24 protein-coding genes are annotated in these 13,735 nt (G+C 41.2%); all 24 read left to right on the top strand.

Annotated features, from left to right (window positions below; genetic code table 11):
* The first annotated feature begins 87 nt into the window (after window positions 1-87).
* Window positions 88-510, top strand: coding sequence for a 30S ribosomal protein S12 (gene rpsL, locus MKY00_RS00645; RefSeq protein ID WP_001142340.1), 423 nt, complete (start codon window positions 88-90; stop codon window positions 508-510).
* A 29-nt stretch (window positions 511-539) separates the two neighbouring features.
* Entirely contained in the window at window positions 540-1,010 is a 471-nt protein-coding gene (gene rpsG, locus MKY00_RS00650; RefSeq protein ID WP_001137493.1) for a 30S ribosomal protein S7, read from the top strand.
* Window positions 1,011-1,216: 206 nt separating this feature from the next.
* Window positions 1,217-3,295, top strand: coding sequence for an elongation factor G (gene fusA, locus MKY00_RS00655; RefSeq protein WP_000532231.1), 2,079 nt, complete (start codon window positions 1,217-1,219; stop codon window positions 3,293-3,295).
* A gap of 117 nt (window positions 3,296-3,412) precedes the next feature.
* On the top strand, window positions 3,413-4,600 hold the full coding sequence (gene tuf / locus MKY00_RS00660; RefSeq protein ID WP_001029615.1) for an elongation factor Tu: 1,188 nt from the start codon (window positions 3,413-3,415) through the stop codon (window positions 4,598-4,600).
* Between the two features lie 400 nt (window positions 4,601-5,000).
* Entirely contained in the window at window positions 5,001-5,309 is a 309-nt protein-coding gene (gene rpsJ / locus MKY00_RS00665) for a 30S ribosomal protein S10 (protein WP_001040596.1), read from the top strand.
* A gap of 34 nt (window positions 5,310-5,343) precedes the next feature.
* Window positions 5,344-5,976: a 50S ribosomal protein L3 gene (gene rplC, locus MKY00_RS00670; protein ID WP_000160207.1), complete on the top strand. Its 633-nt coding sequence runs from the start codon at window positions 5,344-5,346 to the stop codon at window positions 5,974-5,976.
* 25 nt (window positions 5,977-6,001) lie between these two features.
* Window positions 6,002-6,625 (top strand): 50S ribosomal protein L4, encoded by a 624-nt coding sequence (gene rplD / locus MKY00_RS00675; RefSeq protein WP_001127258.1) that lies wholly within the window; start codon window positions 6,002-6,004, stop codon window positions 6,623-6,625.
* Complete coding sequence (rplW, locus tag MKY00_RS00680) at window positions 6,625-6,915, top strand: 50S ribosomal protein L23 (protein ID WP_001205558.1); 291 nt, start codon at window positions 6,625-6,627, stop codon at window positions 6,913-6,915. The genes rplD and rplW overlap by 1 nt, the downstream gene beginning before the upstream one ends.
* Window positions 6,916-6,943: 28 nt before the next feature.
* A complete protein-coding gene (gene rplB, locus MKY00_RS00685; protein WP_000511580.1) occupies window positions 6,944-7,774 on the top strand; it encodes a 50S ribosomal protein L2 in 831 nt (276 codons plus the stop codon).
* 60 nt (window positions 7,775-7,834) lie between these two features.
* Window positions 7,835-8,113 carry a 30S ribosomal protein S19 gene (gene rpsS, locus MKY00_RS00690; protein ID WP_000124453.1) on the top strand — a complete coding sequence of 93 codons (279 nt, stop codon included), beginning with the start codon at window positions 7,835-7,837 and terminating at the stop codon, window positions 8,111-8,113.
* A gap of 17 nt (window positions 8,114-8,130) precedes the next feature.
* On the top strand, window positions 8,131-8,472 hold the full coding sequence (gene rplV / locus MKY00_RS00695) for a 50S ribosomal protein L22 (RefSeq protein ID WP_001148024.1): 342 nt from the start codon (window positions 8,131-8,133) through the stop codon (window positions 8,470-8,472).
* 3 nt (window positions 8,473-8,475) lie between these two features.
* Window positions 8,476-9,135, top strand: a complete 660-nt coding sequence (rpsC, locus tag MKY00_RS00700) for a 30S ribosomal protein S3 (RefSeq protein ID WP_000529956.1) — start codon at window positions 8,476-8,478, stop codon at window positions 9,133-9,135.
* 1 nt (window position 9,136) lies between these two features.
* Window positions 9,137-9,571: a 50S ribosomal protein L16 gene (gene rplP / locus MKY00_RS00705; protein WP_000928971.1), complete on the top strand. Its 435-nt coding sequence runs from the start codon at window positions 9,137-9,139 to the stop codon at window positions 9,569-9,571.
* Window positions 9,561-9,761, top strand: coding sequence for a 50S ribosomal protein L29 (gene rpmC / locus MKY00_RS00710; protein ID WP_000855718.1), 201 nt, complete (start codon window positions 9,561-9,563; stop codon window positions 9,759-9,761). Before rplP ends, rpmC begins: the two co-directional genes overlap by 11 nt.
* A 20-nt stretch (window positions 9,762-9,781) precedes the next feature.
* The gene (gene rpsQ, locus MKY00_RS00715) at window positions 9,782-10,045 is read left to right on the top strand and encodes a 30S ribosomal protein S17 (protein WP_000004106.1); all 264 of its coding nucleotides are present in this window, start codon (window positions 9,782-9,784) and stop codon (window positions 10,043-10,045) included.
* 43 nt (window positions 10,046-10,088) lie between these two features.
* Entirely contained in the window at window positions 10,089-10,457 is a 369-nt protein-coding gene (gene rplN / locus MKY00_RS00720) for a 50S ribosomal protein L14 (protein WP_000615912.1), read from the top strand.
* Window positions 10,458-10,495: 38 nt separating this feature from the next.
* The gene (gene rplX, locus MKY00_RS00725) at window positions 10,496-10,807 is read left to right on the top strand and encodes a 50S ribosomal protein L24 (protein WP_000558200.1); all 312 of its coding nucleotides are present in this window, start codon (window positions 10,496-10,498) and stop codon (window positions 10,805-10,807) included.
* A 26-nt stretch (window positions 10,808-10,833) separates the two neighbouring features.
* Window positions 10,834-11,373, top strand: a complete 540-nt coding sequence (rplE, locus tag MKY00_RS00730; protein WP_001080827.1) for a 50S ribosomal protein L5 — start codon at window positions 10,834-10,836, stop codon at window positions 11,371-11,373.
* 33 nt (window positions 11,374-11,406) lie between these two features.
* Window positions 11,407-11,592: a 30S ribosomal protein S14 gene (rpsN, locus tag MKY00_RS00735; RefSeq protein WP_001085700.1), complete on the top strand. Its 186-nt coding sequence runs from the start codon at window positions 11,407-11,409 to the stop codon at window positions 11,590-11,592.
* Window positions 11,593-11,621: 29 nt separating this feature from the next.
* Window positions 11,622-12,020 carry a 30S ribosomal protein S8 gene (rpsH, locus tag MKY00_RS00740; protein WP_000245511.1) on the top strand — a complete coding sequence of 133 codons (399 nt, stop codon included), beginning with the start codon at window positions 11,622-11,624 and terminating at the stop codon, window positions 12,018-12,020.
* A 32-nt stretch (window positions 12,021-12,052) separates the two neighbouring features.
* Entirely contained in the window at window positions 12,053-12,592 is a 540-nt protein-coding gene (gene rplF, locus MKY00_RS00745) for a 50S ribosomal protein L6 (RefSeq protein WP_000086558.1), read from the top strand.
* 31 nt (window positions 12,593-12,623) lie between these two features.
* The gene (gene rplR / locus MKY00_RS00750; protein ID WP_000628816.1) at window positions 12,624-12,986 is read left to right on the top strand and encodes a 50S ribosomal protein L18; all 363 of its coding nucleotides are present in this window, start codon (window positions 12,624-12,626) and stop codon (window positions 12,984-12,986) included.
* Between the two features lie 21 nt (window positions 12,987-13,007).
* On the top strand, window positions 13,008-13,508 hold the full coding sequence (gene rpsE, locus MKY00_RS00755; RefSeq protein WP_000554646.1) for a 30S ribosomal protein S5: 501 nt from the start codon (window positions 13,008-13,010) through the stop codon (window positions 13,506-13,508).
* A 13-nt stretch (window positions 13,509-13,521) separates the two neighbouring features.
* Window positions 13,522-13,704 carry a 50S ribosomal protein L30 gene (gene rpmD / locus MKY00_RS00760; protein ID WP_001085234.1) on the top strand — a complete coding sequence of 61 codons (183 nt, stop codon included), beginning with the start codon at window positions 13,522-13,524 and terminating at the stop codon, window positions 13,702-13,704.
* Window positions 13,705-13,735: the final 31 nt, after the last annotated feature.

The raw sequence follows: 13,735 nt of genomic DNA on the forward strand, positions 1-13,735 counted from the left end.
GCTCTCCCTTGCAAAAACTTTGTTTTCAACTAATAATGAACCACCTGGATATGTGGTCATACAAACATGCGAAGGGAGGATAATCAAATGCCTACTATTAACCAATTAGTGAGAAATGGTCGTACTGATAAAGTATGGAAATCTAAATCACCTGCGTTAAACAAAGGTTTTAACTCTTTAAAGAAAAAATCAACTGATATCTCTGCACCTCAAAAACGTGGTGTATGTACTCGTGTTGGTACAATGACTCCAAAGAAACCAAACTCAGCGTTACGTAAATATGCTCGTGTTCGTTTAACAAATGGTATTGAGGTAACAGCATACATCCCAGGTATCGGTCACAACTTACAAGAGCACAGCGTAGTATTAATTCGCGGTGGTCGTGTAAAAGACTTACCAGGGGTACGTTACCACATCGTTCGTGGTGCGCTTGATACAGCTGGTGTTGACAAGCGTATGCAAGGCCGTTCTAAATACGGTACTAAAAAGCCAAAAGCGGCTAAGAAATAATAACTTTTTAATGAAAGGAGGAACTCAATATGCCTCGTAAAGGACCTGTTGCAAAACGTGACGTGTTACCAGATCCAATGTACAATTCAAAGCTAGTAACACGCCTTATCAACAAAATGATGGTTGACGGTAAAAAAGGTAAATCTCAAACAATTCTTTATAATGCGTTCGATATCGTAAGCGAACGTACTGGTAAAGAGCCAATGGAAGTATTCGAGCAAGCTCTTAAGAACATTATGCCTGTTCTTGAAGTACGCGCTCGTCGTGTTGGTGGTGCTAACTACCAAGTTCCAGTTGAGGTTCGTCCAGAACGCCGTACAACTTTAGGTCTTCGTTGGTTAGTAAACTACGCTCGTCTTCGTGGTGAAAAAACTATGGAAGAGCGTCTTGCTAACGAAATCTTAGATGCAGCTAACAACGCTGGTGCATCTGTTAAGAAACGTGAAGACACTCATAAAATGGCAGAAGCTAACAAAGCATTTGCTCATTACCGTTGGTAGGATACAACGTAAAATAAATGTAAGCATAGACCGCTTTATTTGTCGCTTATGGAAGTGTGGAGAGGGAGAATGCCTCTCCCTTTCAATGGCGCTCGTTTTACATAATGAGAGTACTGGACATACTGACATATGTAACAATATAAAGTGGCTTTTTTGCTACTTAAAATAAAAAATCCAATCCATATATGGAAGGAGCAAGACACCAAATGGGAAGAGAGTTCTCTTTAGAAAACACTCGTAATATTGGTATCATGGCTCACATCGATGCTGGTAAAACAACAGCTACTGAGCGTATTCTGTACTACACAGGACGTATTCATAAAATCGGTGAAACTCACGAAGGTGCATCTCAGATGGACTGGATGGAGCAAGAGCAAGAGCGTGGTATCACAATTACTTCTGCTGCAACTACAGCACAATGGAAAGGTCACCGTGTAAACATCATTGACACTCCAGGTCACGTAGACTTCACAGTAGAAGTAGAACGTTCTTTACGCGTACTTGATGGCGCGGTAGCAGTACTTGATGCACAATCTGGTGTTGAACCACAAACAGAAACTGTTTGGCGTCAGGCTACTACTTATGGCGTACCTCGTATCGTATTCGTTAACAAAATGGATAAGATTGGTGCGGACTTCTTATACTCTGTAGGAACAATCCACGATCGTTTACAAGCAAACGCACATCCAATTCAGTTACCAATCGGTGCTGAAGATGAGTTCAATGGTATCATTGACCTTGTTGAAGAATGTGCTTACATGTACGGTAACGATTTAGGAACAGACATTCAACGTGTTGAGATTCCTGAAGAGCACAAAGAACTAGCTGAAGAATACCGTGGAAAACTTATCGAAGCGGTAGCTGAGCTAGATGAAGAAATGATGATGAAGTACCTAGAAGGTGAAGAAATCACTGTAGAAGAGCTTAAAGCTGGTATCCGTAAGGCTACAACTTCTGTAGAATTCTTCCCAGTAATCTGTGGTTCTGCATTCAAAAACAAAGGTGTTCAAATTCTGTTAGACGCAGTTATCGACTACCTACCATCTCCATTAGACGTACCTGCTATTAAAGGTATCGTTCCTGATACAGATGAAGAAGTAGAACGTAAGTCTAGCGATGAAGAGCCTTTCTCAGCATTAGCATTCAAAATCATGACTGACCCTTATGTTGGTAAGTTAACGTTCTTCCGTGTGTACTCTGGTGTGTTAAACTCTGGATCATACGTGAAAAACTCAACTAAAGGTAAGCGTGAGCGTGTAGGTCGTATCCTACAAATGCACGCTAACAGCCGTGAAGAGATCTCAACAGTTTACGCTGGTGACATCGCTGCTGCTGTAGGTTTAAAAGATACTACTACTGGTGATACTCTTTGTGACGAGAAGAGCCTTGTTATCCTTGAGTCTATGGAATTCCCAGAGCCAGTTATCTCTGTAGCTATCGAACCAAAATCTAAAGCTGACCAAGATAAAATGGGTACAGCATTAGCTAAGCTTTCTGAAGAAGATCCAACATTCCGTGCTCACACTGACCAAGAAACTGGCCAAACAATCATCGCTGGTATGGGTGAACTTCACCTTGATATCATCGTTGACCGTATGCGCCGTGAGTTCAAAGTTGAAGCAAACGTTGGTGCTCCTCAGGTAGCATACCGTGAGACTTTCCGCTCTGCTGCGAAAGTTGAAGGTAAGTTCGCTCGTCAATCTGGTGGACGTGGACAATTCGGACACGTTTGGATTGAGTTTGAACCTAACGAAGAAGGTAAAGGATTCGAATTCGAAAACAAGATCGTCGGTGGTGTTGTTCCACGTGAATACATCCCAGCTGTAGGCGCAGGTCTTGAAGATGCACTTAAAAATGGTGTACTTGCTGGATATCCAGTAGTAGACATTAAAGCTGCATTAGTTGACGGATCTTACCATGATGTCGATTCATCTGAGATGGCGTTCAAAATCGCTGCATCTATGGCACTTAAAGCTGCGGTTTCTAAATGTAACCCAGTAATCCTTGAGCCAATGATGAAAGTTGAAGTTGTAATTCCTGAAGAGTACATGGGTGACATTATGGGTGACGTAACATCTCGTCGTGGACGTGTAGAAGGTATGGAAGCTCGCGGTAACGCTCAAGTTGTTCGCGCTATGGTTCCACTTTCTGAAATGTTCGGTTATGCAACGTCATTACGTTCTAACACTCAAGGACGCGGAACATTCTCTATGGTGTTTGACCACTATGAAGAAGTACCAAAGTCTGTTTCTGAAGAAATTATCAAAAAAAATAAAGGTGAATAATTGATTTTTATCGATTGTTCAAGTATAACTACTTATGTAAGCTTAGAAAGTGGGACGCAAGTTTCGCTTTCTAGACTAAATATAAAATAACCTATATAAACTAAGGAGGAATTTAGAATGGCTAAAGCTAAATTCGAACGTTCTAAACCCCATGTTAACATCGGTACAATCGGCCACGTTGACCATGGTAAAACTACATTAACTGCTGCGATCACTACAGTTCTTGCAAAAGCTGGTGGTGCTGAAGCACGCGGATACGATCAAATCGATGCTGCTCCAGAAGAAAGAGAGCGCGGTATCACAATCTCAACTGCACACGTTGAGTACGAAACTGAAACTCGTCACTATGCACACGTTGACTGCCCAGGTCACGCTGACTATGTTAAAAACATGATCACTGGTGCTGCTCAAATGGACGGCGGTATCTTAGTAGTATCTGCTGCTGATGGCCCAATGCCTCAAACTCGTGAGCACATCCTTCTTTCTCGTCAAGTAGGTGTACCTTACATCGTTGTATTCTTAAACAAATGCGACATGGTAGACGACGAAGAATTATTAGAATTAGTAGAAATGGAAGTTCGCGACCTATTATCTGAATACGGATTCCCAGGCGACGACATTCCTGTAATCAAAGGTTCTGCTCTTAAAGCTCTTCAAGGAGAAGCTGATTGGGAAGCAAAAATCATTGAATTAATGGCTGAAGTTGATGCTTACATCCCAACTCCAGAACGTGAAACTGACAAACCATTCTTAATGCCTGTAGAGGATGTATTCTCTATCACAGGTCGTGGTACAGTTGCTACTGGTCGTGTTGAGCGCGGTATCGTTAAAGTTGGTGACGTTGTAGAAATCATCGGTCTTGCTGAAGAAAATGCTTCTACAACTGTAACTGGTGTAGAAATGTTCCGTAAACTTCTTGACCAAGCTCAAGCTGGTGACAACATCGGTGCTTTACTTCGTGGGGTTGCTCGTGAAGACATCCAACGTGGACAAGTACTTGCAAAAAGCGGTTCTGTAAAAGCTCACGCTAAATTCAAAGCTGAAGTTTTCGTATTATCTAAAGAAGAAGGTGGACGTCACACTCCATTCTTCGCTAACTACCGTCCACAGTTCTACTTCCGTACAACTGACGTAACTGGTATCATCCAATTACCAGAAGGTACTGAAATGGTAATGCCTGGTGACAACGTAGAAATGACTATCGAACTTATCGCTCCAATCGCTATCGAAGAGGGAACTAAATTCTCTATTCGTGAAGGTGGACGTACAGTAGGTTACGGCGTAGTTGCTACTATCGTTGAGTAATCTTAACTGATATAAAAAACCCCGAGGGATTTTTCCTTGGGGTTTTTGTTTGCATTTATATAATGAACAAAATGATTGTTTCATATTTTGACGAGTTTCTTCTATAGTAATGTAAAATCATCAAAACCGAAATCCAGAAACTGTAAAATGAATTCTACTAGATGAAAACTTGAAATTCTTTAAAGTGCCATGTATAATAGCAAAAGTAGAGAAAAGCAGATGCAAACAAAAAGATGCTTGCATCTAGACGAATAACATTGTATAATAGACAATGTTGGTCTTTGACTGCGATGAAGTGGAAGGTTGCTGACACACCCGGCCGCTTTGCCATGGCATGGTGTGAGGAAATTTCCATGGAGAAGGTCTATTTTAGAAATAGGCGAACGAAGGAGGGAAAATAATGGCAAAAGAAAAAATTCGTATCCGTTTAAAAGCTTACGATCACCGTATTCTTGATCAGTCAGCTGAGAAAATTGTAGAAACAGCTAAGCGTTCTGGGGCAACAGTTTCTGGTCCGATCCCATTACCAACTGAAAAAACTGTTTACACAATTCTTCGTGCTGTTCATAAGTACAAAGATTCTCGTGAGCAATTCGAAATGCGCACGCACAAACGTCTAATCGACATCGTGAGTCCTACTCCACAAACAGTAGATTCATTAATGCGTTTAGACTTACCATCTGGTGTAGATATCGAAATCAAACTATAATTTATATAACTTAAAAATGTAGGAGGTGTAACTCATGACCAAAGGAATCTTAGGAAGAAAGATCGGTATGACTCAAGTATTTGCTGAGAACGGTGAGTTAATCCCAGTAACAGTTATCGCTGCTAATCCAAACGTTGTTCTTCAAAAGAAAACAACTGAAACTGATGGCTACAACGCAATTCAGTTAGGATTTGAAGATAAGCGTGAAAAGTTAACTAACAAACCTGAACAAGGCCACACTGCTAAAGCATCTACAACTCCTAAGCGCTTCATTCGCGAAATCCGCGATGCAGACGTGGACGGATTAGAGGTTGGTCAAGAGGTAAAAGTTGACGTATTCGCTACAGGTGAAATCGTTGATGTAACAGGAATTTCTAAAGGTAAAGGTTTCCAAGGTGTTATCAAACGCCACGGACAATCTCGCGGACCTATGTCTCATGGTTCTCGCTATCACCGTCGTCCAGGTTCAATGGGCCCAGTTGCTCCGAACCGTGTATTCAAAGGCAAAAAACTTGCTGGACGTATGGGTGGAGACCAAGTTACTATCCAAAACTTAGAAATCGTTCAAGTTGACACTGAGCGCAACTTATTACTAGTAAAAGGTAACGTTCCAGGTGCTAAGAAATCTCTTGTAGTTGTTCAAGGCGCTGTGAAGGTTAGCAAATAATTCACAATAGGAAGGAGGAATTCCAATGCCAAAAGTTACTGTATATAACCAAACTGGTTCACAGGTTGGTGAAATCGAATTAGCTGAAGCTATTTTCGGTATCGAACCAAATGAAGCTGTACTTTTCGAAGCTGTAATGATGCAACGTGCATCTTTACGTCAAGGTACACACAAAGTAAAAACTCGCTCTGAAGTTCGCGGTGGTGGTCGTAAACCATGGCGTCAAAAAGGAACTGGACGTGCTCGTCAAGGGTCTATCCGCTCTCCTCAATGGCGTGGTGGTGGTACGGTATTCGGACCTACACCAAGAAGCTATGCGTACAAACTTCCTAAGAAAGTTCGTCGTTTAGCAATCAAATCTGCATTAGCTACTAAAGTAGTTGAGAACAACATTGTAGTTCTTGAAGACCTAGTGTTAAATGCACCAAAAACAAAAGATATGCTAGCAGTACTTAAAGGATTAACTGTTGAGAAGAAAGCTCTTATCGTAACTGCTGATGCAAACGAATCTGTAGAGTTATCTGCTCGCAATATCCCTGGAGTAACAGTAATCACTGCTGATGGCGTAAACGTTTTAGACGTGCTTCATCATGATAAGCTAATCATGACAAAAGCGGCAGTGGAAAAAGTAGAGGAGGTGCTTGCATAATGAGAGATCCTCGTGATATCATTAAGCGCCCAGTTATCACTGAACGTTCTATGGAAATGATGGCTGAAAAAAAATACACGTTCGATGTGGACGTTAAATCTAATAAAACAGAAGTTAAAGATGCTCTAGAAGCGATCTTTGGTGTTAAAGTAGAAAAAGTGAACATCATGAACTACAAGCCGAAAGCAAAACGCGTTGGTCGTCACGCTGGTTTTACTAGCCGTCGTCGTAAAGCAATCGTTAAGCTAACTGCTGACAGCAAAGAAATCGAAATCTTCCAAGGCGTTTAATTCTTACTAAAGAAGGAGGGAAATTGAGATGGGAATTAAAAAGTATAATCCAACTACTAACGGTCGTCGTAACATGACTACGAATGATTTCGCTGAAATCACGACTGACAGACCCGAAAAGTCTTTACTTGCTCCTTTAAGCAAAAAGGCTGGTCGTAATAACCAAGGTAAAATCACTGTACGTCATCAAGGTGGCGGACATAAGCGTCAATACCGTATCATCGACTTCAAACGTAACAAAGATGGAATTCCAGGACGCGTTGCTACGATCGAATACGATCCAAACCGCTCTGCGAATATCGCATTAATTAACTACGTTGACGGTGAAAAACGTTACATTCTTGCTCCTAAGAACTTAGAAGTAGGTATGGAAATTATGTCTGGCGCTGAAGCTGACATTAAAATCGGTAACGCATTACCATTAATCAACATTCCAGTAGGTACTGTTGTTCATAACATCGAGCTTAAACCAGGTCGTGGTGGACAATTAGTTCGTTCTGCTGGTACATCTGCACAAGTACTTGGTAAAGAAGGTAAATACGTTCTTGTACGTTTAACTTCTGGTGAAGTGCGTCTTGTATTATCTGCTTGCCGTGCAACTGTAGGTCAAGTTGGTAATGAGTCACACGAACTTATCAAGATCGGTAAAGCTGGTCGCTCTCGCTGGTTAGGTAAGCGCCCAACTGTTCGTGGTTCTGTAATGAACCCAGTTGATCACCCACACGGTGGTGGTGAAGGACGTTCACCAATCGGACGTAAGTCTCCAATGTCTCCATGGGGTAAACCAACTCTTGGATTCAAAACTCGTAAGAAAAACAAAGCGTCTGACAAATTCATCGTTCGTCGTCGTAAAAAATAATGGGATTGTAGTACGGTTCACTTTAAGAACCGTACGGCAATCACGAAGGGAGGCACCAAAATGGCTCGTAGCTTGAAAAAAGGACCATTTGTCGATGATCATTTAATGAGTAAAATTGCAAAGCTAAATGAAACTGAGCAAAAGCAAGTTGTTAAAACTTGGTCTCGTCGTTCAACGATCTTCCCTCAGTTCATCGGTCACACAATCGCTGTATATGACGGTCGTAAACATGTACCTGTATATGTTACTGAAGACATGGTAGGCCACAAGTTAGGTGAATTCGCACCAACTCGTACGTATAAAGGTCATGATGCTGACGATAAGAAAACTAGAAGATAATGAGAGGAGGCACTTCAATGCAAGCTAAAGCAGTAGCGAGAACAGTTCGTATTGCTCCTCGTAAAGTTCGTTTAGTTGTAGACTTAATCCGAGGTAAGCAAGTGGGTGAAGCGATTGCTATCCTTAACCACACACCAAAAACTGCTTCTCCAGTTGTAGAAAAAGTTTTAAAATCTGCAATCGCAAATGCAGAGCACAATTATGAAATGGACATTAACAACCTAGTTGTTGAGAAAGTTTTCGTTGACGAAGGTCCAACGTTAAAACGTTTCCGTCCACGTGCAATGGGTCGTGCAAGCCAAATTAACAAACGCACAAGCCACATCACAGTTGTGGTATCAGAAAAGAAGGAGGGATAATCGATGGGTCAAAAGGTTAATCCAATTGGTCTTCGTGTCGGCGTTATCCGTGACTGGGAATCTCGTTGGTTCGCTGAGAAAGATTACGCTACATTATTACATGAAGACATCAAAATCCGTGAGTACATTAATGTACGCTTAAAAGATTCTGCTGTTGCTAAAGTAGAAATCGAACGTGCAGCAAATCGTGTAAATGTTACAATTCACACTGCAAAACCTGGTATGGTAATTGGTAAAGGTGGTACTGAAGTTGAAGCACTTCGTAAAGCTCTTAACCAATTAACAGGCAAGCGTGTACACATCAACATTTTAGAAGTTAAGAGAGCTGATCTTAACGCTAAATTAGTAGGCGAAAACATCGCTCGTCAATTAGAAAACCGTGTATCATTCCGTCGTGCACAAAAGCAAGTTATTCAACGTGCTATGCGTGCAGGTGCTAAAGGTATTAAAACACAGGTTTCTGGTCGTCTTGGCGGAGCTGATATCGCTCGTGCAGAATCTTACAGTGAAGGAACTGTTCCACTTCATACACTTCGCGCTGATATTGACTATGCAGCAGTTGAAGCTGATACAACATACGGTAAATTAGGCGTAAAAGTATGGATCTACCGTGGAGAAGTCCTTCCTACAAAAAAGAAAGCTTCTGAGGAAGGAGGAAAATAATATGTTAATGCCAAAACGCGTAAAATATCGTAGAGAGCATCGTGGTAAAATGCGTGGTCGTGCTAAAGGTGGAACTGAAGTAGCTTTCGGTGAATTCGGTTTACAAGCACAAGCTGCTTCATGGATTACAAACCGTCAAATCGAAGCTGCTCGTCGTGCAATGACTCGTTACATGAAACGTGGCGGTAAAGTATGGATTAAAATTTTCCCTTCTAAACCTTACACTGCAAAACCTCTAGAAGTACGTATGGGTTCCGGTAAAGGGGCACCAGAAGGCTGGGTAGCAGTAGTAAAACCTGGGAAAATTATGTTCGAAATCGCGGGTGTATCTGAAGAGGTAGCACGCGAAGCATTACGTCTTGCAGCTCACAAGTTACCTGTGAAATGTAAATTCGTAAAACGTGAAGAAAATGGTGGTGAATCTAATGAAAACTAATGATATTCGTGAATTAACCACTGCCGAAATCGAAACAAAAGTTAAAGCTTTAAAGGAAGAGTTGTTTAATCTTCGCTTCCAACTTGCTACAGGACAATTAGAGAATCCAACTCGCATTCGTGAAGTGCGTAAGGCAATTGCTCGTATGAAAACTGTAGTTCGTGAAAGAGAGATCGGAATTAATCGATAAATTGAGGGGAGGTTTGCATAGTGAGCGAACGTAACCAACGCAAAGTTTATACTGGTCGTGTAGTGTCTGACAAAATGGACAAAACGATTACAGTTTTAGTTGAAACTTACAAAACTCATTCCTTGTACGGAAAACGTGTTAAGTATTCTAAGAAGTACAAAGCCCATGATGAGCAAAACCAAGCGAAACTTGGCGATATCGTAAAAATCATGGAAACTCGCCCGCTTTCTGCTACTAAGCGTTTCCGTTTAGTTGAAATCGTTGAAGAAGCGGTTATTATCTAAATAGACGAATCGGAATTTTTAGTCCGAAGGGAGGTTTCATAACATGATCCAACAAGAATCTCGTTTGAAAGTTGCTGACAACTCTGGTGCACGTGAACTTTTAACAATTAAAGTATTAGGCGGCTCTGGTCGTAAATATGCTAACATTGGTGACATTATCGTTGCTACGGTAAAACAAGCAACACCAGGTGGCGTTGTTAAAAAAGGTGACGTTGTTAAAGCAGTAGTAGTACGTACGAAGAGCGGTGCTCGTCGTCCGGATGGTTCTTACATCAAATTTGATGAAAACGCAGCGGTTATCATTAAAGACGATAAGAGCCCACGTGGTACTCGTATCTTCGGACCAGTAGCTCGTGAATTACGTGATAGCAACTTCATGAAGATCGTTTCTTTAGCTCCAGAAGTTCTATAATTTAAGGTATTGCCTTGCTAAGGAGGTGCAGAATTAAGATGCATGTAAAAAAAGGTGATAAAGTACAGGTAATCACTGGTAAAGACAAAGGAAAACAAGGCGTTATCCTTGTGGCTTTCCCAAAGCAAAACCGTGTTATCGTTGAGGGTGTTAACATCGTTAAGAAGCACTCTAAGCCATCTCAATTAAATCCACAAGGTGGAATTATTACTAAAGAGGCACCTATTCACGTTTCTAACGTTATGATTTTAGATCCGAAAACAGGTGAACCTACTCGCGTAGGCTTCAAGGTAGAAGATGGTAAAAAAGTTCGTATTGCAAAAAAATCTGGTGAATTATTAGATAAATAATTTTCTTAAGAAAGGAGGTCACTTCATTGAATCGCCTTAAAGAGAAGTTCCAAAAGGAAATTACTCCTGCTCTAATGAGCAAGTTTAACTATAAATCTGTAATGCAGGTACCAAAAATCGAAAAGATCGTAATCAACACTGGTGTTGGTGACGCGGTATCTAACTCAAAAGCTTTAGACAACGCAGTAGAAGAATTAACACAAATCGCAGGTCAAAAACCTGTTGTAACTCGTGCTAAAAAATCAATCGCTGGTTTCCGTCTTCGTGAAGGTATGCCAATCGGTGCGAAAGTAACTTTACGCGGCGAGCAAATGTATGAGTTCTTCGATAAATTAGTATCAGTTTCTTTACCACGTGTACGTGATTTCCGTGGTGTTTCTAAGAAATCATTCGATGGTCGTGGAAACTATACATTAGGTGTTAAAGAGCAACTTATTTTCCCTGAGATTGATTATGATAAAGTAAGCAAAGTCCGCGGTATGGACATCGTAATCGTTACTACAGCGAACACTGATGAAGAAGCTCGTGAACTTTTAACACAATTCGGTATGCCATTCCAAAAATAATGGAAGCCAACGCTAAGTAGAGGAGGCGAAAACGTGGCTAAAAAATCTATGATTGCGAAACAAAAGCGTACTCCTAAGTTTAAAGTACAAGAGTATACACGTTGCGAACGCTGCGGTCGTCCGCATTCTGTATACCGCAAATTTAAACTTTGCCGTATTTGTTTCCGTGAACTTGCATATAAAGGTCAAATTCCTGGTGTTAAAAAAGCTAGTTGGTAAAACCCACAAATGGGAAGGAGGTAAAACACATGGTGATGACAGATCCAATTGCAGACATGCTTACTCGCATCCGTAATGCGAACATGGTACGTCATGAGAAATTAGAGGTTCCTGCTTCTAAAATCAAAAAAGAGATCGCTGAACTTTTAAAACGTGAAGGTTTCATTCGTGATGTAGAATACATCGAGGATAACAAACAAGGTATCCTTCGTATTTTCCTGAAATATGGTGCAAACAACGAACGTGTAATCACTGGATTAAAACGTATCAGTAAACCTGGCTTACGCGTTTACGCTAAAGCTGACGAAGTACCACGTGTACTTAACGGATTAGGTATCGCTCTTGTTTCTACATCTAAGGGAGTAATGACAGACAAAGACGCTCGTCAATTACAAACTGGTGGAGAAGTAGTAGCATACGTTTGGTAATATATATTTAAAACGAACGGAGGTGTGACCACATGTCTCGTATTGGTAAAAAGATTCTTGAAATCCCTGCAGGTGTTACTATTACAGTTGCAGAAGACAATACTGTAACAGTAAAAGGCCCTAAAGGTGAATTAACTCGTACTTTCAATGCTGATATGCTTATCAAAATTGAAGAGAATACATTAACAGTTGAGCGTCCATCTGAACAGAAGGAACACCGTGCATTACACGGTACAACTCGTGCTTTAATCGGAAACATGGTTGAAGGTGTAACTGAAGGTTTCGCACGCGGACTTGAATTAGTCGGTGTTGGTTACCGTGCTCAAAAACAAGGTGATAAACTTGTATTAAGCGTAGGTTATTCTCATCCAGTAGAAATGACTCCGGAAGCAGGTCTTGAAGTTGAAGTACCTGCACCAACTAAGATCGTAATCAAAGGTATCGACAAGCAACGTGTTGGCGAATTCGCTGCTAACATCCGTGCTGTACGTGCTCCTGAGCCTTACAAAGGTAAAGGTATTCGTTACGAAGGCGAAGTTGTTCGTCGTAAAGAAGGTAAAACTGCTAAGTAAACCCGTTAGGTGAGAGAAAGGAGTGACAAGAATGATCACTAAAGCTGATAAAAATGCGACTCGTAAGAAAAGACATGCGCGTGTACGTGCTAAACTTACTGGTACTGCAGAACGTCCACGTTTAAACGTGTTCCGTTCTAACCAACATATTTACGCTCAAGTTATTGATGATGTAAATGGTGTAACGTTAGTAAGTGCATCTACTCTTGATAAAGACCTTGCTCTTAACGGTACTAGCAATATTGAAGCTGCTACGAAAGTTGGAGAATCAGTTGCTAAGCGTGCTGTAGAGAAAGGCGTTAAAGAAGTAGTATTTGATCGCGGTGGTTACTTATACCATGGCCGTGTTAAAGCTCTAGCTGAAGCTGCTCGTGAGGCTGGATTACAATTTTAATGGTCAAAGGAGGGAAAATTGATGCATCGCATTGACCCAAGTAAATTAGAACTTGAAGAACGTGTAGTTACGATAAATCGTGTCGCGAAAGTTGTTAAGGGTGGTCGTCGTTTCCGCTTTGCTGCACTAGTTGTAGTTGGCGATAAAAACGGTCATGTTGGATTCGGTACTGGTAAAGCACAAGAGGTACCAGACGCAATCCGCAAAGCTATCGAAGACGCTAAGAAAAACTTAATCGCTGTACCATTAGTTGGTACAACAATTCCACACACAATCAACGGTCATTTTGGAGCTGGTGAAGTATTCTTAAAGCCTGCTGCTGAGGGTACTGGTGTTATTGCTGGTGGACCTGTTCGTGCGGTCCTTGAATTAGCAGGTGTACAAGATATTCTTTCGAAATCTCTTGGTTCTAACACACCAATCAACATGATTCGCGCTACTGTGAACGGATTAAGCGAACTTAAGCGCGCTGAAGATGTTGCAAAATTACGCGGTAAATCTGTAGAAGAGCTACTAGGTTAAGGAGGGAAAACAAATGGCGAAAAAGTTAGAAATTACCCTCACTCGTAGTGTAATTGGTCGTCCACAAGATCAACGTGCGACGGTAGAAGCTTTAGGTCTTAAAAAGTTGAATTCAACTGTAGTTAAGGAAGAAACTCCTGCTATTCTTGGTATGATCAACAAAGTTTCTCACCTTGTAACTGTAAAAGAAGCTTAAGGATAACTCATTAATATAAGGAGGTGCCTGG

It is taken from the genome of Bacillus sp. FSL R9-9834, assembly GCF_038006905.1.
GTDB lineage: Bacteria > Bacillota > Bacilli > Bacillales > Bacillaceae_G > Bacillus_A > Bacillus_A pacificus.